Annotated in this window: 33 protein-coding genes and 1 tRNA gene; 9 read left to right on the top strand and 25 right to left on the bottom strand. The window is 65.8% G+C overall.

The window, feature by feature from the left end; genetic code table 11:
- Positions 1-36: 36 nt before the first annotated feature.
- The 4 genes from MRY80_RS24720 to MRY80_RS24705 form a co-directional block, all read right to left on the bottom strand.
- Entirely contained in the window at positions 37-540 is a 504-nt protein-coding gene (locus MRY80_RS24720) for a hypothetical protein (protein WP_293294111.1), read from the bottom strand.
- Positions 541-571: 31 nt separating this feature from the next.
- A complete protein-coding gene (locus MRY80_RS24715) occupies positions 572-979 on the bottom strand; it encodes a hypothetical protein (RefSeq protein WP_293294109.1) in 408 nt (135 codons plus the stop codon).
- A 148-nt stretch (positions 980-1,127) separates the two neighbouring features.
- A complete protein-coding gene (locus MRY80_RS24710) occupies positions 1,128-1,382 on the bottom strand; it encodes a hypothetical protein (protein ID WP_293294107.1) in 255 nt (84 codons plus the stop codon).
- 5 nt (positions 1,383-1,387) lie between these two features.
- On the bottom strand, positions 1,388-1,612 hold the full coding sequence (locus MRY80_RS24705; RefSeq protein WP_293294105.1) for a helix-turn-helix transcriptional regulator: 225 nt from the start codon (positions 1,610-1,612) through the stop codon (positions 1,388-1,390).
- A gap of 88 nt (positions 1,613-1,700) precedes the next feature.
- On the opposite strand from MRY80_RS24705, the gene MRY80_RS24700 reads away from it, so the two are divergent.
- The 4 genes from MRY80_RS24700 (at position 1,701) to MRY80_RS24685 (ending at position 4,427) form a co-directional block, all read left to right on the top strand.
- Positions 1,701-2,408: a hypothetical protein gene (locus MRY80_RS24700; RefSeq protein ID WP_293294104.1), complete on the top strand. Its 708-nt coding sequence runs from the start codon at positions 1,701-1,703 to the stop codon at positions 2,406-2,408.
- Positions 2,409-2,490: 82 nt separating this feature from the next.
- Positions 2,491-3,096 carry a hypothetical protein gene (locus MRY80_RS24695; protein WP_293294102.1) on the top strand — a complete coding sequence of 202 codons (606 nt, stop codon included), beginning with the start codon at positions 2,491-2,493 and terminating at the stop codon, positions 3,094-3,096.
- 3 nt (positions 3,097-3,099) lie between these two features.
- Positions 3,100-3,333 carry a hypothetical protein gene (locus MRY80_RS24690; protein ID WP_293294100.1) on the top strand — a complete coding sequence of 78 codons (234 nt, stop codon included), beginning with the start codon at positions 3,100-3,102 and terminating at the stop codon, positions 3,331-3,333.
- Positions 3,333-4,427 carry a tyrosine-type recombinase/integrase gene (locus tag MRY80_RS24685; RefSeq protein WP_293294098.1) on the top strand — a complete coding sequence of 365 codons (1,095 nt, stop codon included), beginning with the start codon at positions 3,333-3,335 and terminating at the stop codon, positions 4,425-4,427. The genes MRY80_RS24690 and MRY80_RS24685 overlap by 1 nt, the downstream gene beginning before the upstream one ends.
- 72 nt (positions 4,428-4,499) lie before the next feature.
- Here the strand turns inward: MRY80_RS24685 and MRY80_RS24680 are convergent.
- Positions 4,500-4,574: transfer RNA gene (locus MRY80_RS24680), tRNA-Phe, on the bottom strand.
- A 131-nt stretch (positions 4,575-4,705) separates the two neighbouring features.
- Positions 4,706-5,134, bottom strand: coding sequence for a hypothetical protein (locus tag MRY80_RS24675; protein WP_293294096.1), 429 nt, complete (start codon positions 5,132-5,134; stop codon positions 4,706-4,708).
- A 157-nt stretch (positions 5,135-5,291) separates the two neighbouring features.
- On the opposite strand from MRY80_RS24675, the gene MRY80_RS24670 reads away from it, so the two are divergent.
- Both MRY80_RS24670 and MRY80_RS24665 read left to right on the top strand, forming a co-directional pair.
- Positions 5,292-5,639: a DUF952 domain-containing protein gene (locus tag MRY80_RS24670; RefSeq protein ID WP_293294094.1), complete on the top strand. Its 348-nt coding sequence runs from the start codon at positions 5,292-5,294 to the stop codon at positions 5,637-5,639.
- Positions 5,636-6,727: a quinone-dependent dihydroorotate dehydrogenase gene (locus tag MRY80_RS24665; protein WP_293294092.1), complete on the top strand. Its 1,092-nt coding sequence runs from the start codon at positions 5,636-5,638 to the stop codon at positions 6,725-6,727. The genes MRY80_RS24670 and MRY80_RS24665 overlap by 4 nt, the downstream gene beginning before the upstream one ends.
- An 18-nt stretch (positions 6,728-6,745) precedes the next feature.
- Here the strand turns inward: MRY80_RS24665 and MRY80_RS24660 are convergent, their stop codons facing one another.
- The 3 genes from MRY80_RS24660 to MRY80_RS24650 form a co-directional block, all read right to left on the bottom strand.
- The gene (locus tag MRY80_RS24660; protein WP_293294091.1) at positions 6,746-7,789 is read right to left on the bottom strand and encodes a nucleotidyltransferase domain-containing protein; all 1,044 of its coding nucleotides are present in this window, start codon (positions 7,787-7,789) and stop codon (positions 6,746-6,748) included.
- Positions 7,790-7,896: 107 nt separating this feature from the next.
- The gene (locus MRY80_RS24655; protein ID WP_293294089.1) at positions 7,897-9,231 is read right to left on the bottom strand and encodes an MATE family efflux transporter; all 1,335 of its coding nucleotides are present in this window, start codon (positions 9,229-9,231) and stop codon (positions 7,897-7,899) included.
- Between the two features lie 96 nt (positions 9,232-9,327).
- Complete coding sequence (locus MRY80_RS24650; protein WP_293294087.1) at positions 9,328-10,050, bottom strand: SDR family NAD(P)-dependent oxidoreductase; 723 nt, start codon at positions 10,048-10,050, stop codon at positions 9,328-9,330.
- Between the two features lie 76 nt (positions 10,051-10,126).
- On the opposite strand from MRY80_RS24650, the gene MRY80_RS24645 reads away from it, so the two are divergent.
- Positions 10,127-11,032, top strand: a complete 906-nt coding sequence (locus MRY80_RS24645; protein WP_293294086.1) for a histone deacetylase — start codon at positions 10,127-10,129, stop codon at positions 11,030-11,032.
- On the opposite strand, the gene MRY80_RS24640 is transcribed toward MRY80_RS24645, so the two are convergent.
- The 10 genes from MRY80_RS24640 to MRY80_RS24595 all read right to left on the bottom strand — a co-directional run bounded on the left by MRY80_RS24640 (position 11,033) and on the right by MRY80_RS24595 (position 18,124).
- Positions 11,033-11,503, bottom strand: a complete 471-nt coding sequence (locus MRY80_RS24640; RefSeq protein WP_293294085.1) for a CAP domain-containing protein — start codon at positions 11,501-11,503, stop codon at positions 11,033-11,035.
- 5 nt (positions 11,504-11,508) lie between these two features.
- Entirely contained in the window at positions 11,509-11,769 is a 261-nt protein-coding gene (locus MRY80_RS24635; protein ID WP_293294083.1) for a DUF6460 domain-containing protein, read from the bottom strand.
- Between the two features lie 100 nt (positions 11,770-11,869).
- Entirely contained in the window at positions 11,870-12,472 is a 603-nt protein-coding gene (locus MRY80_RS24630; RefSeq protein ID WP_293294081.1) for an SCO family protein, read from the bottom strand.
- Between the two features lie 18 nt (positions 12,473-12,490).
- On the bottom strand, positions 12,491-12,748 hold the full coding sequence (locus MRY80_RS24625; RefSeq protein WP_293294079.1) for a hypothetical protein: 258 nt from the start codon (positions 12,746-12,748) through the stop codon (positions 12,491-12,493).
- Positions 12,749-12,950: 202 nt separating this feature from the next.
- Positions 12,951-13,367 carry a hypothetical protein gene (locus tag MRY80_RS24620; RefSeq protein ID WP_293294078.1) on the bottom strand — a complete coding sequence of 139 codons (417 nt, stop codon included), beginning with the start codon at positions 13,365-13,367 and terminating at the stop codon, positions 12,951-12,953.
- 84 nt (positions 13,368-13,451) lie between these two features.
- Positions 13,452-14,111, bottom strand: coding sequence for an aspartate/glutamate racemase family protein (locus MRY80_RS24615; protein WP_293294077.1), 660 nt, complete (start codon positions 14,109-14,111; stop codon positions 13,452-13,454).
- Positions 14,112-14,113: 2 nt separating this feature from the next.
- Positions 14,114-15,412 carry a TRAP transporter large permease gene (locus MRY80_RS24610; RefSeq protein WP_293294075.1) on the bottom strand — a complete coding sequence of 433 codons (1,299 nt, stop codon included), beginning with the start codon at positions 15,410-15,412 and terminating at the stop codon, positions 14,114-14,116.
- The gene (locus MRY80_RS24605) at positions 15,409-15,978 is read right to left on the bottom strand and encodes a TRAP transporter small permease subunit (RefSeq protein WP_293294073.1); all 570 of its coding nucleotides are present in this window, start codon (positions 15,976-15,978) and stop codon (positions 15,409-15,411) included. Before MRY80_RS24605 ends, MRY80_RS24610 begins: the two co-directional genes overlap by 4 nt.
- Before the next feature lie 28 nt (positions 15,979-16,006).
- Complete coding sequence (locus MRY80_RS24600) at positions 16,007-17,038, bottom strand: TRAP transporter substrate-binding protein (RefSeq protein ID WP_293294071.1); 1,032 nt, start codon at positions 17,036-17,038, stop codon at positions 16,007-16,009.
- Positions 17,039-17,278: 240 nt separating this feature from the next.
- Positions 17,279-18,124 (bottom strand): MurR/RpiR family transcriptional regulator, encoded by an 846-nt coding sequence (locus MRY80_RS24595; protein ID WP_293294069.1) that lies wholly within the window; start codon positions 18,122-18,124, stop codon positions 17,279-17,281.
- Positions 18,125-18,332: 208 nt separating this feature from the next.
- On the opposite strand from MRY80_RS24595, the gene MRY80_RS24590 reads away from it, so the two are divergent.
- Positions 18,333-19,835 carry an alpha/beta hydrolase gene (locus MRY80_RS24590; RefSeq protein ID WP_293294067.1) on the top strand — a complete coding sequence of 501 codons (1,503 nt, stop codon included), beginning with the start codon at positions 18,333-18,335 and terminating at the stop codon, positions 19,833-19,835.
- A 201-nt stretch (positions 19,836-20,036) separates the two neighbouring features.
- Here the strand turns inward: MRY80_RS24590 and MRY80_RS24585 are convergent, their stop codons facing one another.
- The 5 genes from MRY80_RS24585 to MRY80_RS24565 are packed head-to-tail and all read right to left on the bottom strand — an operon-like array spanning position 20,037 to position 24,149.
- Positions 20,037-21,641, bottom strand: coding sequence for a cisplatin damage response ATP-dependent DNA ligase (locus MRY80_RS24585; protein WP_293294065.1), 1,605 nt, complete (start codon positions 21,639-21,641; stop codon positions 20,037-20,039).
- Positions 21,638-22,510 carry a hypothetical protein gene (locus tag MRY80_RS24580; protein ID WP_293294064.1) on the bottom strand — a complete coding sequence of 291 codons (873 nt, stop codon included), beginning with the start codon at positions 22,508-22,510 and terminating at the stop codon, positions 21,638-21,640. Before MRY80_RS24580 ends, MRY80_RS24585 begins: the two co-directional genes overlap by 4 nt.
- Entirely contained in the window at positions 22,507-23,517 is a 1,011-nt protein-coding gene (locus tag MRY80_RS24575) for a ligase-associated DNA damage response exonuclease (RefSeq protein WP_293294063.1), read from the bottom strand. The genes MRY80_RS24580 and MRY80_RS24575 overlap by 4 nt, the downstream gene beginning before the upstream one ends.
- A 40-nt stretch (positions 23,518-23,557) precedes the next feature.
- Positions 23,558-23,884: a type II toxin-antitoxin system RelE/ParE family toxin gene (locus MRY80_RS24570; RefSeq protein ID WP_293294061.1), complete on the bottom strand. Its 327-nt coding sequence runs from the start codon at positions 23,882-23,884 to the stop codon at positions 23,558-23,560.
- A gap of 1 nt (position 23,885) precedes the next feature.
- Positions 23,886-24,149 (bottom strand): type II toxin-antitoxin system ParD family antitoxin, encoded by a 264-nt coding sequence (locus MRY80_RS24565; RefSeq protein ID WP_293294059.1) that lies wholly within the window; start codon positions 24,147-24,149, stop codon positions 23,886-23,888.
- A 150-nt stretch (positions 24,150-24,299) separates the two neighbouring features.
- Between MRY80_RS24565 and MRY80_RS24560 the strand changes: the two genes are divergently transcribed.
- Positions 24,300-25,328: a methyltransferase gene (locus tag MRY80_RS24560; protein ID WP_293294058.1), complete on the top strand. Its 1,029-nt coding sequence runs from the start codon at positions 24,300-24,302 to the stop codon at positions 25,326-25,328.
- A 16-nt stretch (positions 25,329-25,344) separates the two neighbouring features.
- Here MRY80_RS24560 and MRY80_RS24555 read toward each other — a convergent pair whose 3' ends face one another.
- A complete protein-coding gene (locus MRY80_RS24555; RefSeq protein ID WP_293294056.1) occupies positions 25,345-25,821 on the bottom strand; it encodes a hypothetical protein in 477 nt (158 codons plus the stop codon).
- Positions 25,822-25,869 lie beyond the last annotated feature (48 nt).

Raw genomic sequence — 25,869 nt, 5'->3', positions numbered from 1 at the left:
GATCGAATGAGGAACCGTCTGCGAGACTATCACTCGTTATGTTGGCAACACCGCAACGAGATGTAGAAACCGTACACCTCCTACGATCATCAATACGATCGATGCCAAAACGCACAGAACTGTCGCGACTTGAAAACCTATCCCGACACGAATGAGAATCTTTGATCGGCGATTTGTACCCACATATGGCCATTCCCAAGACAGTTTTTTCGCCCCTTCACCCCAGAGAAAGAAGCTCTGCGAGAAGTACGCCAATCCAGGCGCGCAAATGGTGGCGAGCAGACTCAGAAACATCCAAAAGAGAACCGCGTTGAATTCCAACAATGCTTCAGGAACAGCTCTAAGCCGAGCGTAGTTTGCGCTGTAGAACCCCAACGTGGCAGCGATACCACCAGCGGCAGCCAAGCCGGGCGTGCGCATCGCAGCAATTGAAAATGTCATTATCGAATCAAACAGGGTCAGTGTGCCCTTATAGTAATCATCGTGAGCGCGCTCTGCCGCACGAACCCTGATCACCCGCTCCTGCTCCGTCTCACTCATGCGCAATCTCCCCGCATGGCGCGTGCCCGACTTAAGACCCGCGGAAGCGCTTCTTCCGCGCCTCAGCAAGCTGTTCCCTATTCTCACGTATCTGTTCCGCGACGGCCTCAGCCACACTTGTGTCTCCGTCGGGAAGGCGGACTGGAACGCTGAACGTCACACGATTAGCAGACGAGGCGGTCTTCTGACCTTCACCCTCGAACCCAACACCGAACACCGTGAGCTTCGCGGCACCCCCTCCACTCGTCTCAGCAGAGACAGCGACGTCGAAATCCACTCGTGTAAAAAGACCGTATTTGCCAGTGAACACTAAGTTGCCGCCCGGGTTATCAGACCATGCTTTGGCATTGATAGCTTCACCGCCCTCGTTTGCCTGTGCGGATCTTACTCCGTCAATAATCTGACCAAGTGTTTCTGAAATGAATTCCCTCAGCTCCATCCTTCACCCCATCCTTGGCTAAACGCTCTCGTGTTCGACACACTACCTACTAGCTTAACAAATGATCCAGATGCAGCCGAGGCGGGATTCTTCAAATCTCCGCGCGCACATCTTCAGTCTTCTTTGGACTAACGAATAGCCCGCGTTATCAACGGGCTCTTGCATTTTCGATCGCGGCGTCGATTGCGTTGACGCGCTGGTCGGGCAGATCCGTGAACGCAGCGTCGAGGGCATAGCGGTCCCAGATCACGCGGCCGTCGATGCGCTTGGGGCGGGGCATCAAATTACGTGCGATCAGTTCGTCGAACTTGGTCGTCGAAACCCCGATCCACCGTGCTGCCTCGTCGCGGTTCATGCCGCGCGGCGGATAGGCGATCGGGTCGGGAGAAAGCGGGCGTCCCATGCGCTTCAGTCTTTGCGAAGTCGCACGCCCGGGCCGCCGCCGTTTTCGGCGATGAACTCAACGCCGGCTTCTTCCAAGGCGGATTGAATGGCCTCGACGGTCCGCTCGCGCAGTTCCTCCCCGCGTTCGAGGCGGGCTATGGTGTCAGGTGACACCTTGGCGCGCTCTGCAAGTTCACGCACTCCCATGCCAGTCGCCGCGCGCGCCATCTTGCATTGAATCGCCTGCATATCAGAACCCTGTTACGATATCGTTTGACAATCCGGAAAATTTCCGGTTATCGTACCCCTGTTACGAAAACCGAACAAGGATTTTTCGATGCCGAAGACATCTCTTCCGGCAGCCGCCGAAGGTTTGCCCGCAATCCACCGTCGCTCTGTCCTTAAAGGCGCGCTTGTCACAGGCTTCGCAGCTGGGGGCACCTGCCGTGTGAAGGCAGCGCCCGCCGAGCCGTCGCCCGAATTGGCGCGCCTGATCGCCGCCGAGCGCGAGGCCGCCGCCTTCCTCGACGCGACGTCGGACCTGCTTGACGTGCGCATGCGCCGCTTCGAAGCTTGGAAGCGCCGATCGCGCGGGGTCACGTTCCAAAGCCGGATCGGGAAATTCCTGAATCCGTTCTTCACCGACCGCGCCGAGGGTGTGGACCAGTTGATGGCGGCACGCGCGAGTGCCTTCGACCGGATCGAGACGGCCCTCGTCAAGGGTCGTGCGCTGGACATAGCGAAACGAACGCTGGACGAGGACTGCGCCGCCGACTGTGCCGCATGGAACATGCTGCACATGCGGATTGCAGCCAAGCGCGCCGCCTTCGGGATAGACGCGGCCGAGGACGGCCACAGGAATGCCCTGGCGGCGTGGAGAACGGCCCGCCAGGCGGCGATGGCGTACCCGGCTCTGACGGCCGAAGACGTCGCCGCCAAAGCCGCCTGGCTGCGCTCGATCGCAGAGACCGGCGACGAGTTCGGTGCCGAGGATGGTCAGGCGCTGTTGGCGAGCTTCGTCCGCATTCGGGGAGACCAGCAATAGAGACGGTTGAGGCGGGGTCACTCGCCTTTTCCACGCCTTTCGGTGAAAGTCACCGTTGCGATCTGCCGCGGCCCGATATACGGTGAAAATCACCATAAAGGAATCAGACATGCGAGCTCGCGAATTTCACCAAGTGCTATCCATGGCAACCGGAGCAACGCTTGGCGAAGTCGACCAACGGACACGTTTTCTTCGAGAGATTGGAGTTCTCCAAACAGGCCCGCGCGGCCATGGTGCACCGAATATCACCCCTCTTGAGGCTGCCTGCATGTTGATGGTGATGGTGTCCCGTCGAGCGGCCGACTCCGAAACCGTTTTCGTTCGCGCGAACTCATTGGAGGCGATCTCTCGCAAGGCGGGTGGTCGGGATTTCCTGAACGGCGCAAAGCTTGGCGGCGTTCTCGCCTCGATCATCAGCACACCGGACAATTGGACTGATGGGCTGGCCGTAGACCGGGTGGAAGTCGAAGAAAACGGCGAATTTGCGTGGTTGCGGATGTCGGGGCTCGACATTCTCTTCACCTCCAACACTGCTGTTCGCGATTGGGTCACTCAAAACCCGGACGCCTACTCACGGCAGTTTGATAGCTCGGCGAGGCGTTGCTTTGTCATCGGCGGAGGACTCTTGCATCAGATCGCGCTTGAACTCTCCGAGCGGGACGAACCAGCAAAGTATGCAAAGGCATAGGCAATGCAGTCGGCGACGTTGAACCTCAACCTGTCGCCTCGCCGCATGATGAAGATCGGCGAGGCCGCGCACTATTGCGGGATGGCTGAAAAGCGCTTCAAGGCGCTGTGCGGTGTCTCGCCCGTGGCCATGCCGGACGGATCGCATCGGTGGGATTTGCAGGATCTGGATCGCTGGATCGACAGTCTGAAGGCCGGCGGTGGGACGGAAGCCGACGAGATCGTGGATCGGCTCTAATGATCGTGGACAGGCGCAAGCAAGGGCCAAACCCGCCGGGCTTCCAAGTTTGGCGCGACAAGAAGCTGCCCTATGCCTGGCGCACCCGTCACCGCGCGAGCGGGCAGACGGTCAATTGCCGCAAGTTCGAACCGTACACGATGGAGTGGTATGCCGAATGCGCGCGCGTCGCCGCCCTGGTCGAGAAGACGGCCTCGGAAAAGCCGGGCACGCTCGGCATGGCGATCAAGCTGTTTCGCGAAAGCAACGCCTTCACCGACCTCGCCGATCGGACCCGGCACGACTACCAGCGCGTGTTCGACTTCCTCCAGCCGATCGGCGACACGGCGCTCGTCAAATTCGACACGCCGCTCGTCGTCAGGATCCGCGACCGGATCGCGGCGAAGCACGGTTGGCGCTGGGGGAACTACACCCGGACCGTGATGTCGCTCCTGTTCGAATGGTGTCGCGAGCGTGGCCACATGACGACGAACCCGGCTTTCCGCCTCAAGGCGATCAAGCGGCCGAAGTCCCTGGCGCGCGCGAATCGGCCGTGGAGCGACGAGGAACGCCACGCCGTCTGGCAGGCGCTGCCGGCGCACATGCGCGTTCCCGTGGCCCTCATGATGTATTGCGCCCTCGATCCGCAGGACGCGTTGTCGCTGCCCCGCACCGCCGTGCGCGACGGCAAGATCGATACCCGGCGCGGGAAGACCGGAACCGGCGGCCTGATCTCCCTGCCCGCGCCGGTCGCCGAGGCGATCGAGGCAGCGCCCCAGCACGACGCCATTACCCTTTGCGCGAACTCGCGGGGCAAGCCGTGGACCGTTTCCGGCTTCCGGGCCTCCTGGGCGCCGGTGCGGATCGCGCTGGAGGAAGCCGGCGCGATTGGCAAGGGGCTGACGTTGAAGGGCCTGCGGCACACCGTGGCGACCGTCTTGGCGGAGCTTGGCTTCGACGAGAGAACCATCGCCGACATGCTCCAGCAGAAGACCACGGCGATGGCGCGCCATTATTCGCGCGATGCCGACAAGAGCCGGAAATTGGAGGGTGTGATGGTCGATTTCACCGCCGAGATGAACAGGCGGGGAACGAAAATTGTCAAACCCGAGTGAAAAAGTGTCAAACCGGACCGAAAGCGACGACCGATGAACGACGAAAAACCTAACGGTTTCAATAGGATGGGCTGGTGCCCGGGGGCGGATTTGAACCACCGACACGCGGATTTTCAATCCGCTGCTCTACCCCTGAGCTACCCGGGCAATCACTTCACAACATTGGGTGAAGGCACTTCCGGAGGCGAGCCGCCGGAAAGTGCGCGGTTTATAGCATGTGATTTGGCGCAGGCAAGCGCCAATTTCGGCATTTGCGCGCAGTGTGACCCGCGCCGTGTTCAGGTTCGGTCGGCGGGCGGCTCCTCGGACCCGGCGGGCTCGTCCTCGCGCTTCCTGTCGAACTCCTCCACGATGCCGAGGAAGCGGCGGAAGAACTGCTCCATATTGTCGAGGCCGCGGTCGAACTCCTCCTCGCTCGGCACGGCGAGCGAACGGGCGGCCTTGTCCTCCAGCCGCGACACGCGCTCCTCCAGCCGGTCGAGCGCGTCCTGGAACGCGGCGCGCTCGTCGGCGGCGAGCTTGCAGATCAGCTGGCCGTTCTTCTCGGCGCAGATCGACATCTCGCCGGTGGCTGTGTCCATGCGGACATAGCCGTCCTCGGTCGTCTCCATCACGTAGCGGCCGGCGTCGGCCGCCGCCGGTTGCACGGCGCTTGCGGCGATCGCCAGCGTGGCGGCGGCAAACAGGCCGCGTTCAGACAATTTCATCTCGTCGATCCCTTTTTCGGTTTCGATTGTGTTTCGCCGCAAAGCCTAGCCGCGAAATCCGGGGGAAATGCGACAGGCGCGTCAAACCGGCCAACAAAGCTGTCCGTTTCGGCGGCCTGCCCTTTTCCAATGCGCGCGCGCGGATTATGCAATCGGCATGGATCCCATCATCTACAAGATCGCGACAGCCGAACAATGGGCCGAGGCCGAGGCGGCGGGGCGTTTCGACGGCGCGCCGATCGACCATGCCGACGGCTTCATCCATTTCTCCACGGCGAGCCAGGTGAAGGAAACGGCGGCGAAGCATTTCGCCGGGCAGACCGGCCTGCGGCTCGTCGCGGTCGATACCGCACATTTGGGCGACGCGCTGAAATACGAGGTCTCGCGCGGCGGCGACCTGTTTCCGCATCTCTACGCGCCGCTCGCGCTCGACGCCGTCTTATGGGTGCGCGCATTGCCGATCGGCGACGACGGCGCGCATGTCTTTCCGGACATGGGCCGATGAGGGACCGCCTGTGGGACCGTGCCGGGCGCTGGCTCAGCTTCCGCTTCGAACCGGAAACGGCGCATGCCATGGCGCTGAACGCGCTGAAGAGCGGGCTGCTGCCGGCCTGCACGGAAAAGCCTGATCCGCGGCTGGAAGTGGTGACGGCGGGGCTCGCCTTTCCCAACCCGGTCGGCGTGGCCGCCGGTTTCGACAAGGACGCCAAGGTTCCCGACGCGCTGCTGCGTATCGGCTTCGGCTTTGCGGAAATCGGCACGACCACGCCGAAGCCGCAATCGGGCAATCCGCGCCCGCGCATCTTCCGCCTGCCTGCCGACCATGCGGTGATCAACCGGCTGGGCTTCAACAATGAGGGCCATGACGCGGCGTTCGAGCGCCTCGTCGCGCGGCACGGGCGGGGCATCGTCGGCGTCAATATCGGCGCCAACAAGGATGCCGAAGACCGCATCGCCGACTATGTGACCGGGCTGAAGCGCTTCTACACGCTCGCCAGCTATTTCACGGTCAACATCTCCTCGCCCAACACACCGGGCCTGCGCGACCTGCAGGGCCGGGCGCAACTCGCCGAGTTGCTGGGCCGGCTCGACGAGGCACGCCGGGCGGAGGAGGAAATCCACAAGCGCGCCGTGCCGGTGCTCCTGAAGATCGCGCCCGACATCGCCGAAGCCGATCTCGACGACATCGTCGCCGAGGTGACCGACAAGCGGCTCGACGGTATGATCGTCTCCAACACGACGCTGTCACGCAAGGGAATTTCGCGCGATCCCGGCGAGGCCGGGGGCCTCTCCGGCCGTCCCGTCTTCGAACGCTCCACCATCGTGCTCGCCAAGACGCGCGAGCGGCTCGGTCCGTCGAAGACGCTGATCGGCGTCGGCGGCGTCGATTCGGGCGCGACCGCGCTCGCCAAGATCGAGGCCGGCGCCGACCTCGTGCAGCTCTACACCGGCATGATCTTTCGCGGCCCGGACATCGCCAACGCGATCAACCGCGAACTCTCGGCCCTGCTCGATGACCGCGCCGCCGCGTCCCTGCTCGACCTGCGCGGCAGCCGCGTCGCCGACTGGGCGGCAAAGGCTATTCCGGCCTGACATTCAGGGCGCTGGCGCCTACCATTCTGCCGTCCCGGAGCCGGCGGAATCGTCAAATCCCTGCGCCAGGTCGCGGAAGGATTTCGGCAGGCCTGAAAGCGCGTCGTCATCGAAACTCAATCCCAGATGCCGGGTCGCCATCAGCGCGACGAGTTGGGCCTGCTGCCAGTCACGAGTACGCTTGGCCGGATCGCGGCTCCAGTCGTTCTCGACGATCCACTGCTTCTGCAATGCATAGACCCGCGGATCCAGCGTGACGATACGGACCGGTAGCCCGCGTTCATCGAAGGCCGTTCCCTCGAATTTCGGCACGTTGAGCAGCCATTTGCTGCTGTCCGTGCTGATTGCGACCAGGTCATCGGGATGATCGGACAATTTCGACGGGCCGCCGCGCATCAACCTGTCATGGTCCTGCGGCTCGATCAAATCGACCATGTAACCGTCCTTGTTGGCGGCAGTGTAGGTCTTGGCGTCGGAACGGCTGAAGGATCTGTCGACAGCCTGCAGCGCGCCGATCAGGCCGTTCTCCCGGATTTCGCCGGACATGACCAGTTTCCGCCTGGCGTCGTAGAGTACGTCCACGTCGCCGGTCGCAAGCATCCCCGTTTCGATCCTGACCCCGGCCCTTGCCTCATAGGCGTAGAGCGCATTCGTTCCCACGACGATCAGAGAGATCCCGAGCCAGCCCAGATCGTCGAGCTTGCGCATCACGCGGGCGGCCAGAAGCGGCACACGCCCGAGACCGCGCGCCCGCAAGATCGGCGCGCGATCCTCCAGTTGCTTGCGCAGACCCTCGATCCGCTCATCGACACGCGCCTTTCCTTCCGTGAATTTCGCCAGGATCGCCTCGGTCTCGCGGCTGCGCCGGCCGAGGGACTTTCGAGTGGAGCTGCCATATGGCCTGCGAATGAGGTATTCGGCCTCCCCCCGGCTTTCGAACTTCATCGATCCGCCAAAACTGTGGCGCGCTTCGATCCGGGCGGCACGCAAGAGTTCATAGCGATCCCGTGCATCCACGGAATCGCGTATGCTCTCGCCATCCAAAAGCTTGATATCACTCATTTTTGCCAATTCACGTTGAATTTCCAATTCATATTGGCAAAACGCTGTTGTGTCAAAAACCCTGCCTTCGAGCGAGCCTGCGCCACATCGGGAAGACCGCGCGGACCCTATACAAACACCGTGCCCGCGCGGCGCGGCAGTTTGGCCAGCAGGCTCAGGCCTCGGGCGCCCAGGAAGGCGAGGAGTGCGAACCAAAGGCCGTGATTGCCGAAATACGGGGTCAGCGCCAGGATCAGCAAGACCATCAGCGCCAGCGAGGACACCATCATGTTGCGCATGTCGCGCGACCAGGTCGCGCCGATATAGACGCCGTCCATCTGGAAGGCGAGGACGCCGACAACCGGCGTCAGCGCTGCCCAGGGCAGATAGGTCCGGGCGATCTCGCGCACGCCCTCGGCCGTGGTCATGAAATCGATCACCGCGCCGCCGGCGGCCAGCAAAACCACGGTGGTGAAGCCGGCAAGCACGAAGCCCCACAGGCAAGTCAGCTTGACCGCGCGCCAGAAGGCCGGCGCGTGGCGGGCGCCGACGGCGCGGCCGACGATCTGTTCGGCGGCGGTGGCGAAACCGTCGAGATAGTAGCCGGCGATCATGAAGAAGTTCATCAGGATGGCATTGGCCGCCAGCGTCACCGCGCCGAAATGCGCCCCGATGCGGGTAAACAGCGTGTAGCCCGCCAGAAGCGCGAAGGACCGGATCATGATGTCGCGATTGACCGAGGCGAGGTGCAGGAAGGCGGCGCGCTCGAAGACACGGCGCCATGACGGTCGATGAGCGGGGTCGAAGCCGCGCAGGAGCCACCAGAACCCGACCACGGCCGCCGTGGCCTCGCCGAGGATCGTGCCCAGCGCCACGCCCTCGATCGCCCAGCCCAGAACGAGGCCGAGATAGACCGACGCGACGATGTTGATGCCGTTCAGAAGCGTCTGCAGGCCGAGGCTCGCCATCGCCCGGCCCTGCCCCAGCAACAGGCCGAGAATGGCGTAATTGACCAGCGCGAAGGGCGCGGAGAACATGCGGATCGTCACATAGGCCCGCGTCGCCTCGGTGACGCCTGGCCCGGGATCGATCAGAAGGATGCCGATTTCGCGGATCGGCCAGGCGAGCGCCAGGAAGGCGACGCCGAGGCCGGCGGCCAGGATGACGGCCCGCCAGAACACCGCCTGCTGTTCCGCCTCGTCGCCGCGACCGACGGCCTGGGCGACGAAGCCGGTCGTGCCGGAGCGCAGGAAATTCACGGTCGCGAACACGATGTCGAAGATCAGCGCGCCGACCGCGAGGCCGCCGATCAGCGCCGCGTCGCCGAACTGGCCGATCACCGTGGTGTCGACGATGCCGAGGATCGGCGTCGTCAGGAAGGCCAGCGTCATCGGCGCCGCGATCGCGAAGACCATGCGGTTGGTCACCTCGAACGGGCGCGACGGGGAAAGTGCATCGGACATGCGGGAACCCGGAAAGATGCGGGGTGGCGGGAAGGATCGGCGGAGACTTGCTGGTTATCCCCGAACCGCCGGCTTCGCAATCCCGCCGCCGGCGGATCAGAACAGGCCGGGCGGAATCGGATTGACGAGTTTCGTTTCCTTCGCCTCGCACAGATCGGCCATGTGCGGCCCGGCGCCGGCAGGGTCCATCTGGTCGATGGTGATGATCCCGGACATGCGCTCTATGAAGGGCTCGTAGGGTGCGGCGTCTTCCGGCTTCAGCCATTCGCGCACGGAGGCGACCATGCGATCGTTGAAGCCGGTGCCGTAGGCGCCCGGATTGGCCAGGACGACGTCGATGCCCTGCGGCTCGAGTTCGGCGCGCAGGCTGGAGCCCATCGCCTGCAGCGCGTGCTTGCTCATCGCGTAAGGCCCGGCCATCGCCGAGGCGCGCACGCCGGCGACGGAGGACACGATGACGATGCGGCCGGAGCCCCGCGCCAGCATCGCGGGAACGACCGCCTGCGTCATTTCGAGCGTGGCGAAAACGTTCACCTCGAAGAGTGCACGGACGCGATCCATCGGGAAGAGCGCCAGCGGGCCGATCATGCCGACGGCGGCATTGTTGATCAGCACGTCGGGCGCATGCGCGGCGGCGGCGGCGCGATCCTCTGCCTTCGTGATGTCGATCAGCATGGTCTCGACGCCGGAGACGCCCTCATAGGCGTCGAGTTCGCTTGCGTTCAGCACGCCGGCCACGACATGATGTCCGCGGCGGGCCAGTTCACACGCCGTCGCAAAGCCGATACCGCCGCTGGCGCCCGTGATCAGAACCTTCATGTATACAATCCTCCCCTGTTTTCTGCGGAATTGGCTTGATTGCTTTTTGTCAGGAATACAATAGGTCAAAAAGACCATGCGCCTGCCCATCGTCCACAATCCGGCCTATGACGCAAAATTCTCGCCGGATCACCGCTTTCCGATGTCGAAATACCAGCTCCTGGCCGAGGCCATCATGCAGGAGGGGCTGGCCGGACCGGGCGATTTCCATGTGCCGGCGCCGGCACCGGCTTCCTGGGTGAAGCTCGCGCATGACCCGGCCTATGTCGACCAGGTCTATTCGGTCGCGGTGCCGGCGGCGATCGAGAAGGACATCGGCTTTCCGGTAACCGAGCGCACCGCGCTGCGCGCGCAATGCGCAACGGCCGGCACGGTGATGGCGGCGCGGCTGGCGCTCGAACACGGCGTCGCCTGCAACACGGCCGGCGGCAGCCATCACGCCAATTCGCGCCAGGGGGCGGGCTTCTGCACCTTCAACGACGTCGCAGTCGCGGCGCGGCTGCTCCTCGCCGATCACGAGATCGGCCAGGCGCTGGTGCTCGATCTCGACGTGCACCAGGGCGACGGCACGGCGGAGATCTTTCAAGACGACCCGCGCGTCTTCACCGCCTCGGTCCATGCCGAACGCAACTATCCGACGGTGAAGGCCGTTTCGGATTACGATCTCGGCCTGCCGGACGGCATGGAGGATCTCGCCTATCTGAAGACGCTGGCGCTGGTCCTGGAAGACTTGCGCGGCCGGGTGACGCCCGACCTCGTCTTCTACAATGCCGGCGTGGACGTCCATGCCGAGGACCGGCTCGGCCGGCTGTCGCTCACCGATCGCGGCATCGAGCAGCGGGAGCGCATGGTGCTTGCCCATTTCCGCCAGCGCGGCATCCCGGTCTGCGGGGTCATCGGCGGCGGCTATTCGAAGGACGCCGCGGCCATCGCGCGCCGGCACGTCATCCTGCACCGCGTGGCGAGCGAGTTCGTCTTTTGATCAGCCGCTGAGCCCCATGACCCAGTAATTGCGGCCGTTGCGGTCGCGCGCGACGCCGACGCCGAGCTTGCGGAAGTCGCCGACCAGCATGTTGTCGAAATGTTTCGGCGAGCGCCGGAAGGCCTCGAACATGCCGGCGGCGTCCTTCTGGCCCTCGGCCACGTTTTCGGCGGCCGGCAGGTCGATATTCCACCGCTTCATGCGGCGGGCGAAATTGTCATGCGACATGCGCCCCTTGCGAGCCATGTATTCCGCGTGCTCGCGCGCCTGGCGGCCGAGATTGCGGTCGGAGGAAAGCCGCGGCTTGCCTTCGGCGGCGCGCAGCCGGTTGACGCTCGCCAGCACCTTGCCGGTGACGATCTCGCTGTCGCCGCCCGACACGGAAAGGTCCAGAAGCCCCGCCGTGCTGCAACCGGAGACGCCGAGGCCCAGCGCGGCCACGCCGCCGATCACGAAGAAACGCCGGTCCATTGCCGTCACCGCCTGTAATTAAGAATGCGCAACAGGATGAAGACCGGCACGACGACCATGCCGCCGAGGATCAGCCAGTCGCCGAAACGGCCGAGCGCCGCCCAGCCCTTCTCCCACAGGTTCACCACGAAATTGCGGAAGGCATAGAAGATGTCGAGCGGATAGATGTCGAAGACGTTCATCACCATCCCGACCAGGATCGAGACGACGATAAGCTTGATGATGGTCCGGGCGACAGAATCGCCCAGGAAACGATTGACCGACATGGCGCGCGCTCCGGCAACAGGGAGCCTGTCAGCTAGGGGCAAAATGCGGCGGGCGCAAGGGCGCCGGCGAAGCGGCGGCCCTGCGCGCCCGCCGCGTCTTTCATTCGGCCAGGCGCTTCAGCTTCTCGATCGCGGTGGCCGTGTTCTCGCCATAGCTGATCGTGCCTTTGAAATCGCCGTCGCGATCGAGCAGGAACACCGACGCGGTGTGGTCCATGGTGTAGTCGGTGTCGTCGTCGGCGTCGTAGATCTTCGCGTAGTAGACATGCCAGGCGGCGAGCAGTTTCTCGACCTCGGCCGGATCGCCGGTGATGCCGGTCACCCGATCGGAGAACGCTTCCGCGTATCCCTTCATGATCTCGGGCGTGTCGCGCTCCGGATCGACCGTGATGAAGAAGGCCTGCAGCGCCTCGCCCTGCTCGCCCAGCGCCTCGAACCAACCGGCCATCTCGTAGAGCGTGGTCGGACAGACTTCCGGACAGCGGGTGAAGCCGAAATAGAGCAGCGTCGGCCGTCCCGCGAACGCGGCCTCGGTGATGGGGTTTCCGTTGTGGTCGATCAGCTCAAACGGCGCACCGAGCCGGGTGCCGGACGCAAACGAGTTCTCGGTGCCGCGGTTGACGGCCTGATAGGCCAGCACGGTTCCCACCACCACCAGGCAGACGGCAAGGCCCGCATAGAGCCAGATCCTGAGATTACGCATCTGAATGTCCTTTCACGATCACGCGCGGGCCGGAATCTCGACGCCGGCGCGCAGGTCGCCGGCGGTGAAGACCACGAGAAAGGCAAGATAGGTTCCGGCGAAGGCCAGAGCCGGTACGATCAGCGCCGGGTAGCCGAGCTGCGTGATGGCGAAGGCCCAGATCATGATGAGGTTGAGGAGAAAGAACACTTTCTCCCGGACATCGCCGTGCGCGGCGCTGCGAAGCAGCCAGCCGAACACCGGCACGAGATAGATTGCAGTGCGAAAGGTTTTCATATCGGGGGTCCCAATTGTCTCCGAATGGAGGGATGGATCGAGGACGGCCCCGCGTCGCGGGGCGCCTCTGACGCTTGAAAGGGTGGATCGGCACGGGCGCGACCGCCTGCAGCGGTACGCGCGGCCTTCGTCACGTCGAGCGACAGACCATGCGATTGTCCGGGCAGGCGCGGTCGGGTTCAGACCCGCGCGTTCAGGATGTTCAGCTGCGTGAAACGGGCGGGCCGCGCGGCGCAGCGACGACTCGCAGCGCCTGGCGGGCATGCGGCCTGCGCGTCGGCAGCGGCAGCCAGTCACGGGCGAGCGCGGTGCAATATTCGAATTCGGCCGGCGGAGCCGGCACCGCGACGGAGCCGGCGATGCGGCAGAACTCGCAGCTTTCGGGAGCACCGCCATGCCCGCCATCGTCCCCGCCGCCCGTCAGACAGTTGGTCGCGACGGAGCCGTCCGGGAAGACGAAGGCCTGCGCGGCCGCGTCAGTATCCCGGGCAAGGGCCGGGCGATGAGAGAAGGCGGCCAGAATCAGCGACAGCACGCAGAACGCGCGCACGAAGCCGGAAAACAGGTGTCGCCGCCGAACCTTCAATCGAGATTGCCCCCTCCGGTTCACGATGCCCACAGAAGAGGGTTCGAGGCAACCGGTGGCGCGGCGCGCTCCGCCCCGCGAACCGCGTCATCTCGCCGCGCAGGCACAATCCGCCGGCTATCGCTGCCGCGCAAGTCGCTCCGCGGCGGCCATCAGCCCCTCGATGAAGCGGATGCCGTAGCGCTTCTCCAGGTCACCGGCGCGGCCGACATAGGCGCCCGAGCCGAGCACCACCGTGCCTGCCCCGTCGTCGGCGATGGCGGCGCGGATGTGGCGGTCGAGCAGGCTCTCGGCCTCCGCGCTGCGCGCCGATGCCGCCGCGACGCCCACGCGGCAGGCGCGGACCGTGCCCGCCTGGCCGGGATCGTATCTGCGCATCAGCGCCTCGATGGTCGGCACCTGGTCCTCGACGGTCGTCACGATCGTGTAGGGTCCGCCGGTCGCGGCCGCCGCCTCGATCGCCGCCTGTGCCATGCTGATCACCGGCGCGTCGACAAGGGCGCGCGCCTCGTCGACGGCGATGTCGTCGAAACAGGCGAGAATGTAGCCGTCATGGCCGGGGTTGGCGCGGATCAGGTCGAGCACGGCGGGTACCGCGCAGTCCCGGTCGGCGGCGGTCTCGATCGAGAACGGGCCGCTTGCCGGATTGACCACTTCGACCGTGGCGTCGGCCGCGTGCTGCGCCATGTGCTCGGCGATGCGGCGGGTCACGCCCGGGTTCGTGTTGGGATTGATCACCAGAAGGCGGCAATCCCGCGTCTTCGCGCTCTCCAGCATGATCACATCCGGGCCGAGAGCGTGTCCGGCAGCCACATGGCGATGCCCGGCACGAAGAGCAGCAGAACCGTGAAGCCGATCATTATCGCCGCATAGGGCGCCGCGCCGCGGATGACGTCGGAGAAAGATCCGCCGTCGCGCCTGATCCCCTGCACCACGAAGAGGTTCATGCCGACCGGAGGCGTGATCAGCGCCAGTTCGCACATCAGGACGATGAAGATGCCGAACCAGATCGGATCGATGCCGACCGCCACCACGAGGGGCACCGTGATCGGCACGGTGAGGACCAGCATCGACATGGCGTCCATGAACATGCCGAGGATCAGATAGAAGACGATCAGCACGAGGATCAGGCCGATCTGGTCGAGCCCGAAGGTCGCCACCCATTTGGTGACGGCCTGGGTGACGCCGAGCATCGAGATCGTGACGTTCAAGAGCAGCGCGCAGGCCAGCACGATCACCGTCATGCCCGTGGTACGCGCCGCCTGGATGGAGCAGTTGACCAGCAATTCGCGGTTCAGCCGGCCATTGGCGGCCACGAGGATCAGCGCGACGACGACGCCCATGGCCGCCGATTCCGTCGGCGTGGCGAAGCCGCCGTATATCGAGCCCATCACCACTCCGAAGATGATCATCGGCGGCACCAGGAAGCGCAGATGGGCGAGCTTGACGGAGAGCGGAACCGGCGTCGCGGCGGCCTGTCCCCTGCCCTCGAACAGGAAGATGTAGACCGAAAACAGCGCCGCCAGCAGGATGCCCGGCACGAGCCCGGCGGCGAAGAGCTGGCCGACGGAGGTGTTGGCGAGCGAGCCGTAGACCAGCAGGTTGATGCTCGGCGGAATGAGGATGCCGAGCGTGCCGCCGGCCGCCAGCGAGCCGAGAGAGGGCCCCGGCCTGTAGCCGCGCTCCTCCAGCGCCGGCAGCGCGATGGTGCCGACCGTCGCCGCGGTGGCGACCGACGAGCCGGAGGTCGCGGAAAACAGCGCGCAGGTGGCGATGTTGGTGTGCAGCAGCCCGCCGGGCAGCCGGTTGAGCCAGACGGCGAGCGCGTCATACATGCGGTCGGCGATGCCGCCGCGCAGCAGCAATTCGCCGAGCAGCATGAACAGTGGAATCGCGAGGATGGACGGGCTGTTGAGGCTCGACCAGATGACGCCGCCCATCATGTCGACAAGCGGGAAGCCGAAGAACAGATAGCCGCCGAAGGCGCCCACGGCGACGATCGCGACGGCGACCGGGATGCCGAGAAACATCAGGGCGAGCATGGAGACGAAACCGATGGCGACGACGGTGATGTTCACGACGCCGCCTCCTGGCGCTTCTTGAGATCCTCAAGCTCCGCCAGCACCTCGTCGGACACCGATTCCGGCCCGTAGCGCAGATCGAGCGTGCGCCACTCGCCCCTCGCCAGCGCGCCGACCGCGCCGCCGGCGATGACCAGCATGCCGAGGGCGAAGACGCCCATGGCGACCAGCCACAGCGCTTGCGGATAGATCAGCGGCGTCGCCCAGGGTGTCTGCGCGATGGAGCGGTATTCCAAAGTCTCGCGCACGGTCTGGACGGTGAAATAGAAGAGGAAGAGGGCAAGCAGCGCCAGCGCCAGCGCCGCCGCCAGGTTGAGCACCGCCCGCAGCCGCATGGGCAGGCGGGCGTGCAGCAGGTTGATGCGGATATGGGCGCTGTCGGCGGCGGCGACCAGAAAGGCCAGCGGCGCGACGACGGCGACCGCATAGCCGCCCAGTTCGTCCACCCCGCCGAGCGAGACCGAAAAGAACTTCCGCAAGAGGATCTCCGCCACGATCGTGACCGACAGCGCGATCATGATCGTTCCGAAGATGACCCCCGAAATTCGGGTCACATGGTTCATTTCGCTTCTCCCCGGCGCGGCGGCGTTCTTACAGGCCGAGCTGCGCGCCGACCGTCGCCTTCCAGGTCGCCTCGCATTCGGGGAAGACGGCGTTGCACTGTTCGGCCCAGACCGGCAGCGACACCTTGCCGACCGCTTCGGCGACCATGGCGATGTCGGCGTCGGAGACGGGCGCGCTCTTCAGGCTGTAAGGCTTGCCGAGCTTGCACTCCTTGCCGGTGTTGCAGTTCATCGCGTCTTCATAGAGCTCTTCGGAATAGGCCCAGATGTCATCGGTCAGTTCGGTGATGGAGGCGCTCAGCTTTTCCTGGTCCTCCGCCGACAGCTTGTTCCAGGTGTCGAGATTGACGGCATAGCCGTTGACGGCGAGCTGCAGGGCGATCGGCAGCACCGTGGTGGTGGCTTCCGGCCAGCCGGCGGAATTGGCCGAAGCCGGGCCGGTGATGGCGCAATCGACGACGCCGCGCGCCAGCGATTGCTGGACTTCGCCGAAGGGCATCGGAACGCCGGTCGCGCCGAGGCCGGAGACGAAATTGGCCGCGCTCTGGTCGCCGACGCGCACCTTCAGGCCCTTCAGGTCGGCGAGGCCGGAGATCTCGGGCTTGCAGAACACGACCTGCGGGCCGGCCGGCCAGACGCCGAGCAGCTTGGCGTTGAACTTCTCCTCGATGCGCGCGCCGACCGTATCGACGAAGGCGTCCATATGGGCGCGGCCGGCCGAATAGCTTGTGTTGAGGCCGACGAGATCGAGACCCAGGATCGAGGGTTCGTCGCGGCTGACCTGCGGGCCGCGGATCGAGACGATGTCGAAGAGGCCGGATTTCAGCACGCGCAGACCGTCGGAATCGGGAACGCCCGCGACGTCGACCGGCAGGTATTCGGCCGTTGCGTCGATGCCGGTGCTCTCGGAGAAGCTCTCGAAGAAGGGCTTTTCCTTGTTCTGGGCGATGAGGCCCGAGCCGGCCGGCTGGCCGAGCACTTTCAGGCTCATGGTTTCCGCATGCGCGGCGGAAGCGGCAAGAACCGCCGTGAGGGATGCAATCAGGAACGTTTTGGTCATCTGCTTCGCCTTCCGTTTGCGCCATATCAGCGCGAGATACACTTGTCTTGCGTGACGTGAGCGGCTTTCGCCGACGCATTTGACGATACAGATTTCATGCCAAACTTATATGAAACTGTGATTTCACATTGATATCATGATGTTGACCGAAATCAACGCAAAATCGCCCCGCGTCGCGCGCCGGTGATTCTGCATATGAATTAAGCAGCGCTTGCTGCGTGGTGATGGATTGCGCGTCAGTTACAGCTCGCCGAGCTGGTCGTTCATCGTCTCGATGGCGCGCAGACGGGCTCGTGCCTTGCCGCCGGCAAGCTCGATCGCGCGCATGGCGATCAGGTGGCAGACGGCCATCACCGAGACATGGCTGAACAGCGGCCCGCTCGCCGCCGTGTGGCAGCGAAAATGCCAGCGCGGCCGCCGGTCCGGCTCCACCCCTTCGTCGGTGACGTAGAGCAGTTTCGCCCCGCTCGCCGCGATCTGGTCGAGGATAGTGTCGGTCTGGGCGATGCGCCGGCGCAGGCCGAACAGCACCACGCAATCGTCGGGCCGGATGCTGGCGAGCGACTCGCCCAGCGTCTCGCCGCTGCCGGGAATGGCTATGATGTTCTCGATCACCTGGATCAGCTGCCAGCGCAGGTAATCGGCCAGAGGATGGGCCGCGCGAAAGCCGATCACCCACGCCTTGCGCGCGTCGAGCAGCGCCTGCGCCACCGCGTCGATCTCCGCCTGGGGGATGGCGCCGAAGGTGCGGTCGAGATTGGCCTTGCCCTGGGTGAGGTTGGCGGCGAGCGTGCCGTCCGGATTGTCCTCGCTCGGCAGGGTCAGAAACAGGCGCGAGCCCGTCATCTGCTCCTCGCGGGCGTGTTTGCGCGCCTCGTCGTAATTGGCGTAGTCCAGCCGCCGCACGAAGCGCGACACGGTCGCCTTGGAGACGTTGGCCAGCCGGGCCAGTTCCTGCGCGTCGTAGCTCGCCAGTTCGCCGGGGAAGTCGCAGACGAATTCGCCGAGCCGGCGTTCCGCCGGATGCAGATCGGGCAAGGCGCTGCGCACCCGCGCCAGAAAGGAATCCCTGCGATCCTGTTTCATTTCGCTCTTTCGTGAAACCGGGGTTTCTTCTGACATCGGCCGAATTCAGGCGCAATGCAAGGCGCGAATAACCGGAACCGGCCGATGACACCGTCTTGATCCAAACGGGTCATTCGGCGCGGCGGTTTTCGCGCTATCCTCGCAATGCGGGCCCGGACGGGACGTACGGGTCGCGAAAACCTTGCCATCGCGGGCGGCAATTGCAACCGTGAGTGGGGATCAGGAGGCAGACGCGGTGCAGGACTTCAAGGCGAGAGCGATAGCCGTCGAGGCGGTGCGCACGGTGCCCGACCTTGATTCCGAGCACCTGTTCGGCTTCCTCGACAGCATCGACCGGCAAGAGCCGGCTCCCTCGACCGACTACGAGGGCGTCCCGATCTGGCGCTACATGCTGGACGCCGACACGCCGGCAGACATCTCGCCCTTCCCGGCCGCCGACATGACACCCGCGCTGGAGGCCAACCACATCATCGTGTCGGCCGGCCATATCGGCGTGTGCTGCCGCGCGGGCGGCCGCGCGATGGTCGTGGTCGCGCCCGTCGACATCATCGGCGCGACGATGCGCAATGCCGGCCTCGACACGCCCAGCCCGGCCGAAACCCGCCTCGCGGCCCTGCTGCTCGCCGGGCACTCGCTGTCGGAGGCCGCCGAGATCGACGGCGTCGCCTACGAGACGCGCCGCAACCAGTTCAAGTCGCTGTCCAACCGGATGCGCCTGTCGCGCCAGCAGGACGTGGTGCGCGTGCTGCTGCAGGACATACTGCTCGCCCTGATGCCCGCCATCGCCTCGTCGCGCGAGGACGATTTCCTGCACGATTATGCCGACCGTTTCCTGCCGGAGGGCGTGCGCGTCTCCATCCTCAACCAGCGCAAGGGGCCGCCGGTGCGGATCCTCGATTACGGTCCGCTGGCCGGACGGCCGGTAATCGTGCTGCATCCGATGATCTTTCCGGACATCACGGCGCAGAACCTCGCCTTCGCGGTCGAGAACAACGCCCGGGTGATCTTCCCGCTGCGCCCCGGCGTCCTGGAACTGGAGGCGCCGCGCCAGGACCACATGTCCCACCACAGCGAGGCGCTGGCCGGCGTCGAGACCGCGTGGACGCAGATGTGCGGCGTGCCGACGCCGCTCGTCGCCATGGTCTCCAGCGGCGCGCTGGCGACGGCCTTCGCCCGCAAGCACCCCGAAAAGACCAGTTCCGTCACCTATGCGGCGACCTGCTTTTCCGCCGGCCACTACCGGCCGAGCGCGGCTTATTTCGGCGCCAGCGTGGCCGAGTTGGCGCTGCGCAACGAAACGCTGCTGACCAAGACGATGGCGATGCTCAAGCGGCAGTTCGCCCCGCGCGAGCGCTTCGAGCCGACCATCAAGCGCATCTTCGCCGGCAGCGCGCCCGACATGGCCGTGCTGGACCGCGAATTCGACGCCCCGCACCAGGGCGCGCGCATCATGGAGGCCGTGCTCAATTCGGAGACCAGCCTGCGGCAGGACTATTTCAACCAGGTCCATTTCGACTGGGAACAGGTCAAGGCGCTGCAGACGCCGGTGCGTTTCGTGCATGGGGACCAGGACACCATCCACCCGCCGAAGGACATGCGGCGCCTGCATGCGCTCGCCGGCGCGCCGCCGAAGACCGAGGTGGCCGGCGTCGGCCACCTGTTCCAGTACGAGCGCTTCGACGAATTGCTCGGCGACGTGCTGACGCAATAGGCCCGGACGCGTGTCGCATGGCCCAATTGGGTCATGCGCAACGGCGCGCGGCGATGTTCAATGACCACGGACGCGCCGGTCCGACGCATCCGTCCGGAGGCGTGGTCCGACCTCCCGGCGACCGGCCCGATACGTGGCGCTCGAGCCCTAGAGCTGCCCGGCGGGCCGGTCGTTCGACCGCCCTGCACGTGTCGCGCGCGGTCACTCGAGCATCGCCTCCAGCGTCTCCAGGCGGTCCGCCTCGCCAGGCGGCTTGTCCCACCGCAGCCTCGAAATGCGGGGAAAGCGCATCGCGATGCCGGATTTGTGCCGGCTCGAACGGTTCAGCCCCTCGAAGGCCACTTCCAGCACGAGGCCCTTGTCCGGCTCGGCGCGCACGGAGCGGACCGGGCCGAAACGCTCGATCGTGTTGTCGCGGACGAATTTGTCGATCTGCTTCAGTTCCTCGTCGGTGAAGCCGAAATAGGCCTTGCCGACCGGCACCAGCAGGGGATCGTCGGCCGGGCCGGTCCAGACGCCGAACGTGTAGTCGGAATAGAAGCTGGAGCGCTTGCCGTGGCCGCGCTGGGCATACATCAGCACGGCATCGACGAGGAACGGATCGCGCTTCCACTTGAACCACGGCCCCTTCGGCCGGCCCGGCACATAGGCGGAATCGCGGCGCTTCAGCATCAGCCCCTCGATCACCGGGTCGGGCGCCGCGTTGCGCATCTGCGCGACCTCCTCCCAGCTTTCGAAGGCGACCAGCGGCGACAGGTCGAAGCGGTCGGACGGCAGGTCGGCGACGAAGCGCTCCAGCCGGGCGCGGCGTTCCTCGAAGGGCAGCGGCCGCAGATCCTCGCCGCCCTCCTGCAACAGGTCGTAGGCGCGCAGGATCGCGGGATACTGCTTCTGCAGCTTCGCCGGCACGGTCTTGCGGTTCAGCCGCTGCTGCAGGTCGGAAAACGTGCCGGTTCGGATCGCGCCGTCCTCGACATGGCCGACCAGCAACTCGCCGTCGATCGCGCCGTCGAACTCCATCGCCGCCAGGAGATCGGGAAACGCGCCCGAAATGTCGTCGCCGGTGCGCGAATAGATGCGCCGCTCGCCGCGCTCGCCGGTCGCCTGGACGCGGATGCCGTCCCATTTCCATTCGGCAGAATAGTCGGCCGGGTCGTAGCGGGCGAGTTCGTCCAGATCGACCGGATTTGCCAGCATGGCCGGCCGGAAGGGCGCGGCGGCGAGATTGGCCGGCTTGTCGGCGCGGCCGTCGAGCCAGTCGAACAGCGGCTGATAGGGCGGCGTCAGCCCGTGCCAGAGCTCCTCGATCTCGGCGACGTCCTCGCCGCCGTAATCGGCGAGCGCCTGTTTCATCAGCCGCGCCGACACGCCGACGCGCATGCCGCCGGTGATCAGCTTCAACAGCGCATAGCGGCCGGACGGATCGAGCTCGTCGAGCCAGCGCTCCACCAATCTCGGCCCGTCGGAACGCGAGGCGGATTGCAGCGTTTCGACGATCTGCGAAAGCGTCGGCAGATCCGACGCGCGCCCCTCTGTCGCCGGCCAGATCAGCGACACCGTCTCGGCGAGGTCGCCGACGAAATCGTAGGAATAGGCGAACAGCACCTCGTCCACCCGCTCGGCGACCAGCGCGCGCACCATCGCCGGCTTGACCGACAGGATGTCCAGATCGCGCGTGATCGCCGCGATGGCGTAGCCGCGGTCGGGATCCGGCGTCGCGGCGAGATAGCCGGTCAGAAGCGTCAGCTTGGCGTTACGCGACGGCGTCAGGACGAGACGGTCGAGGAGGTCGGCGAAGCCCTTCAAAGCTGCGGCACCAGTTCCAGGATCTCGAAGAAGGTCGGGTCCGGCTCCGTCATGCCGCGCTCGTCGATGGAGACGAGGAACAGCCGCTCGCCGGAGCGCAGCGCAAGCCCGACCTTGTTGCCGAAATTGTCGTTGTCGGCATTGTCGGGGCGGGCCGGGTCGTAGCGGCGCTCCGACTGGCCCTCCAGCCAGGTGCGGCCGTAAAAGGCGCTGAGGCCGTTCTCCCATTCCGTCGTCTGGCCGTGGAAACGGTCGCCCGTCGCCTTGTCGATGATCAGGCCGCCATCGGGCGCGGGCGAGACCGTGCAGCGATGCGCGCCGACGCGCTGCGCCCCCTCCTCCAGGAAGCCGTACCAGTAGACCGTGCAGCGATACGGGCCCGGCGGGAAGCTCGCCAGATCGTCCGGCTTCACCCTGCCCGACAGAAGCGCCGCCACCGTGGAGGCCTCGCCATTGGACTTCAGGTTCCGGGCGTCGAGGTCGGCGAGCGTCGCGGCAACCTGCGCCCGCAGTTCCGACAGTTGCGTCGCGTCCTGCGGCGAGAACGGCTTCTGGGGATCGACGATCGCCTCCAGGGGGCCGCCCAGCACGGTCCGGCCGCTCGCCTTTTCATGGGCGCAGACATGCTCGGCCCCGGTTCGGGCGTCGGTGACCAGCGCGAAGGCGAAATCGCGCGTGCCGGCGGGATCGACGCGCAGGGCGCCGACGCTCATGCGCGGCGCGGCGAGCGCCAGGCAGGCATTGCGCAGCGTCGCGGCCATGTCGCCCTCGGGCGCGCCGTCGGCCCCGACCGCATGGCCGCCCGACATGGCGAGCGCCACGAGGCAGAAGAGCGCGGCGAAGCGCGCGATCCGGTTAGGCGATGTCATTCCGCTTCGTCCTCATATCCGACAATGTTCAGCGGCCGGGCGCGAATCTGGTTCAGTTCGCACCAGCGCACAAGCGCCTCCTCGCGGCCATGGGTGACCCAGACCTCCTGCGGCCCGATCTCGCGGATCGTGTCCGTCAGCTCGTCCCAGTCGCAATGGTCCGACAGGATCAGCGGCAGTTCGACGCCCATCTGGCGCACGCGCTGGCGCACCCGCATCCAGCCGGAGGCGTAGCAGGATATGGGGTCGGGAAAGCGCCGTGCCCAGCGGTCAGCGAAGGCCGCCGACGGGCCGATGACGATCGCGCCGGCAAACCGGTCGCGGTCGGCGTCGTCGTCGGTTGCGGGCGCCAGCGGGCCGAGTTCGACGCCGCGGCTGACATAATAGTCGCAGAGCTTTTGCATCGCGCCATGGATGTAGATCGTCTCGGCGTAACCGGCCTCGCGCAGAAGCGCGATGACGCGCTGAGCCTTGCCGAGCGAATAGGCCCCGACGAGATGCGTGCGCTCGGGAAACTGCGCGGCGCTCGCCAGCAGCTTGGCGATCTCGCCGCGATCGTCGGGGTGGTGGAACACCGGCAGAGCGAACGTCGCCTCGGTGATGAACACGTCGCAGTCGACCGGCTCGAAGGAGGCGCAGGTCGGGTCGCGGCGGCGCTTGTAGTCGCCCGACGCGACGATGCGCGTGCCGTCCATTTCCACTGCGATCTGCGCCGCGCCCAGCACATGGCCGGCCGGATGCCAGCTCACCGTCACGCCGTTGACCGCGACCGTCTCGCCATAGGCGGCCGCCTGCGTGGCGCCGGCAAAGGTCTCGCCATAGCGGATGCCCATGATGTCCAGCGTCTCTGGCGTCGCCATCACATGGGCGTGGCCCGGCCTTGCGTGATCGGCATGGCCATGCGTGATCAGCGCCCGCTCCACCGGGCGCACGGGATCGATGTAGAAGTCGCCCGGCGGGCAATAGAGCCCCTTGGGCGTCGGGCGAAGCAGGTCCTCGAAGCGCATGGCGTGTGTCAGTTTGCCGTTTTCTCCACGCCCCCGTCTATCACGGTTCGGGCGGCGTATCGCCGCTTTCATCGAAACTCTGCCGGGCGACGTCCTGCGCACCATGCAGGACACGCACAATGACGACGCGGTCCGGGTAGAGCCTGAAATAGATGCAGCGGCGCTTGTAGGGAAAAGCCCGCAAGCCTTGCGCGACATGGTCCCGCGGCGACCCGGTGAAGCCGGTCCGGGCGATGAACGCCATCTTCTCTGCGAGTTCGGCAACGAAGGCGCGGGAGTTGCCGGGGCTGTCTTTCTCGATGTGCCGGCGGATGTCGCGCAGATCGTCGCGGGCGGCCTCGGTCAGTTCGAGCCGTTTCGGCCCCACCCTATGCGCCGTCGTCCATGATGTCGTCGATCAGCGCTTCGGCGCTGGGATAGGCGACGACGCGGCCGGCCTCGACATCGGCGTCGCCCCTGGCGATCTCCTTCCTCAGGCCGTTCAGGCGGGTCTCGTAATCCTCGAGCATCCGCAGGCCGGCGCGGACGACCTCGCTGGCGTTGTTGTAACGCCCTTCCTCGACCTGCCGGGCGATGAACGCCTCGTAGCGGTCGCCGACAACGTAGGATTTCTTGGTGTTCGTTCCGGACATCGCGCTTCCATCCTTCGTTCAGCGCATCATGCCACAAGGTAGGAACAGTTCCTACCGGATTCCACCGTGATCGACGCGCCTTCACTTTCCGATTGAAAAAATCCGCGCGGCGCAACATATGCCGCCAACGCATTCCTTTTCGGACATCCCATGACCGCAGCCAATCAAAGCTCGGGCGACCTGACGGCGGACCGCCGCGCCGAGTTCGCACGCCATTACGCCAAGGCCGGCGATTTCGAGGCCGCCGCCGACCTGATCGGCCAGGCGCTCGACCTCGCGCCCGACCACCTGCCCTTCCTCGCACTGAAGGGCGACTGGCTGACGAAGGCCGGACGCGCCGCGGACGCAGCCGAGGTATGGCGCGCCATGCTGCGGCTCGACGCCGCCGACCGGTTCGGCGCGCAGCTCAAGCTCGCCAGCCTCGGCCTGACCGAAACGCCGGACGCCCCGCCCGCCGCCTACGTGGAAAGCCTGTTCGACGATTTCGCGCCGACCTTCGATCGGTCGCTGGTGCAGCGCCTCGACTATCACGCGCCGCAACAGGTCGCCGCGGCCGTCTTCGCTGCGCTCGGGCCCGACGCCCAGGCGATCCGCCATGCGGTCGATCTCGGCTGCGGCACCGGGCTGATGGGCGAGCACCTGCGCAGTCGCACGAGCTTTCTGGAAGGCCTCGACCTGTCGGCCGGCATGCTGCGCCGGGCCGCCGCCAAGAAGATTTATGACCGCCTCGAGAAGGGTGACGTCGCCGTACCGGCGCCCGACAGCGAACCGGGAAGGGCCGACCTCGCGGTGGCGGCCGACGTCTACATCTATCTCGGCGACCTCGCGCCGGCGATGCGGACCGCCGCCCGGCTTCTGCAGCCCGGCGGGCTCTACGCCTTCACGGTGGAGGCGCATGACGGGCCGGAGGATTACGCCCTGCGGTCGTCACTGCGCTACGCCCATGGCGCGGCCTATCTGCGCCGGGCGCTCGCCGAAACCGGGTTCGACGTGCTGACGCTGAAACGTGTCTTCCTGCGCATGGACGGCACGGCGCGCATCGAAGGGCATCTGGTCGTGGCGCGCAAGGCCGACGCCGCGATCGCGCTGACGACCCTGTCGCCTGCGCTCGACGCGCCCGTGGCGGACATGCCGAACCGCATCGACCTCGACCTGCGCGACGAGGACATCGAACCGTAGGAGACGGCGATCGCGGTCAGGTCACCGGCCTGGCCGTCACCTTGCCGTAGACCTGCGTGCGCACGCCGTTCATCTGGCCGGCGGCCAGCTGTTCGACCGAATCGATGCGGTATGACTTGCCACGGAAGACGAAGGTCTCGGTCGGCTTGAAATCGCCATTGCCCTCGATCCGGTCGAAGACGAGGACGCCCTCCTCCGGCTTCGTCACGAAGGCGCGCGCCTTGCCCACCGTCTCGCCGTTCTGGCGCAGCCCGTCGGGATCCTTCGCCAGCCGCGCAAAGGCGATCGCGCGGGCGTTCAGCTTGGAATAGTCCTTGCCGCGCTGGTCGAGCAGCGCCGACAGGTGCCGGATGCGACGGCCGCCGATGGTCCGCCCCGCCGCAAGGCCGATGCCGAGGCCAAGCGCGAGCGCCAGAAGTCCGAGCGCGGCAAAGGCGCCCGGATGGGCGAGGATCAGCGTCCAAAAGGACTGGATCGGTTCGGGCAGGGTCACGGCGCTCTCTTGTGATTCGCGGCTGAGTAGTAGTTGTCGCACATCGCC

The sequence above is a fragment of the Oricola sp. genome, from assembly GCF_022763245.1.
Lineage (GTDB): Bacteria > Pseudomonadota > Alphaproteobacteria > Rhizobiales > Rhizobiaceae > Oricola.
This window is presented reverse-complemented; position numbering and strand designations above follow the sequence as displayed.

Coding starts and splice junctions, on each gene's coding strand:
- MRY80_RS24720 (WP_293294111.1), bottom strand. CDS start 540: ATGAGTGAGACGGAGCAGGAGCGGGTGATCAGGGTTCGTGCGGCAGAG.
- MRY80_RS24715 (WP_293294109.1), bottom strand. CDS start 979: ATGGAGCTGAGGGAATTCATTTCAGAAACACTTGGTCAGATTATTGAC.
- MRY80_RS24710 (WP_293294107.1), bottom strand. CDS start 1,382: ATGGGACGCCCGCTTTCTCCCGACCCGATCGCCTATCCGCCGCGCGGC.
- MRY80_RS24705 (WP_293294105.1), bottom strand. CDS start 1,612: ATGCAGGCGATTCAATGCAAGATGGCGCGCGCGGCGACTGGCATGGGA.
- MRY80_RS24700 (WP_293294104.1), top strand. CDS start 1,701: ATGCCGAAGACATCTCTTCCGGCAGCCGCCGAAGGTTTGCCCGCAATC.
- MRY80_RS24690 (WP_293294100.1), top strand. CDS start 3,100: ATGCAGTCGGCGACGTTGAACCTCAACCTGTCGCCTCGCCGCATGATG.
- MRY80_RS24685 (WP_293294098.1), top strand. CDS start 3,333: ATGATCGTGGACAGGCGCAAGCAAGGGCCAAACCCGCCGGGCTTCCAA.
- MRY80_RS24675 (WP_293294096.1), bottom strand. CDS start 5,134: ATGAAATTGTCTGAACGCGGCCTGTTTGCCGCCGCCACGCTGGCGATC.
- MRY80_RS24670 (WP_293294094.1), top strand. CDS start 5,292: ATGGATCCCATCATCTACAAGATCGCGACAGCCGAACAATGGGCCGAG.
- MRY80_RS24665 (WP_293294092.1), top strand. CDS start 5,636: ATGAGGGACCGCCTGTGGGACCGTGCCGGGCGCTGGCTCAGCTTCCGC.
- MRY80_RS24660 (WP_293294091.1), bottom strand. CDS start 7,789: ATGAGTGATATCAAGCTTTTGGATGGCGAGAGCATACGCGATTCCGTG.
- MRY80_RS24655 (WP_293294089.1), bottom strand. CDS start 9,231: ATGTCCGATGCACTTTCCCCGTCGCGCCCGTTCGAGGTGACCAACCGC.
- MRY80_RS24650 (WP_293294087.1), bottom strand. CDS start 10,050: ATGAAGGTTCTGATCACGGGCGCCAGCGGCGGTATCGGCTTTGCGACG.
- MRY80_RS24645 (WP_293294086.1), top strand. CDS start 10,127: ATGCGCCTGCCCATCGTCCACAATCCGGCCTATGACGCAAAATTCTCG.
- MRY80_RS24640 (WP_293294085.1), bottom strand. CDS start 11,503: ATGGACCGGCGTTTCTTCGTGATCGGCGGCGTGGCCGCGCTGGGCCTC.
- MRY80_RS24635 (WP_293294083.1), bottom strand. CDS start 11,769: ATGTCGGTCAATCGTTTCCTGGGCGATTCTGTCGCCCGGACCATCATC.
- MRY80_RS24630 (WP_293294081.1), bottom strand. CDS start 12,472: ATGCGTAATCTCAGGATCTGGCTCTATGCGGGCCTTGCCGTCTGCCTG.
- MRY80_RS24625 (WP_293294079.1), bottom strand. CDS start 12,748: ATGAAAACCTTTCGCACTGCAATCTATCTCGTGCCGGTGTTCGGCTGG.
- MRY80_RS24615 (WP_293294077.1), bottom strand. CDS start 14,111: ATGCTGGAGAGCGCGAAGACGCGGGATTGCCGCCTTCTGGTGATCAAT.
- MRY80_RS24605 (WP_293294073.1), bottom strand. CDS start 15,978: ATGAACCATGTGACCCGAATTTCGGGGGTCATCTTCGGAACGATCATG.
- MRY80_RS24600 (WP_293294071.1), bottom strand. CDS start 17,038: ATGACCAAAACGTTCCTGATTGCATCCCTCACGGCGGTTCTTGCCGCT.
- MRY80_RS24595 (WP_293294069.1), bottom strand. CDS start 18,124: ATGAAACAGGATCGCAGGGATTCCTTTCTGGCGCGGGTGCGCAGCGCC.
- MRY80_RS24580 (WP_293294064.1), bottom strand. CDS start 22,510: ATGACATCGCCTAACCGGATCGCGCGCTTCGCCGCGCTCTTCTGCCTC.
- MRY80_RS24575 (WP_293294063.1), bottom strand. CDS start 23,517: ATGCGCTTCGAGGACCTGCTTCGCCCGACGCCCAAGGGGCTCTATTGC.
- MRY80_RS24565 (WP_293294059.1), bottom strand. CDS start 24,149: ATGTCCGGAACGAACACCAAGAAATCCTACGTTGTCGGCGACCGCTAC.
- MRY80_RS24560 (WP_293294058.1), top strand. CDS start 24,300: ATGACCGCAGCCAATCAAAGCTCGGGCGACCTGACGGCGGACCGCCGC.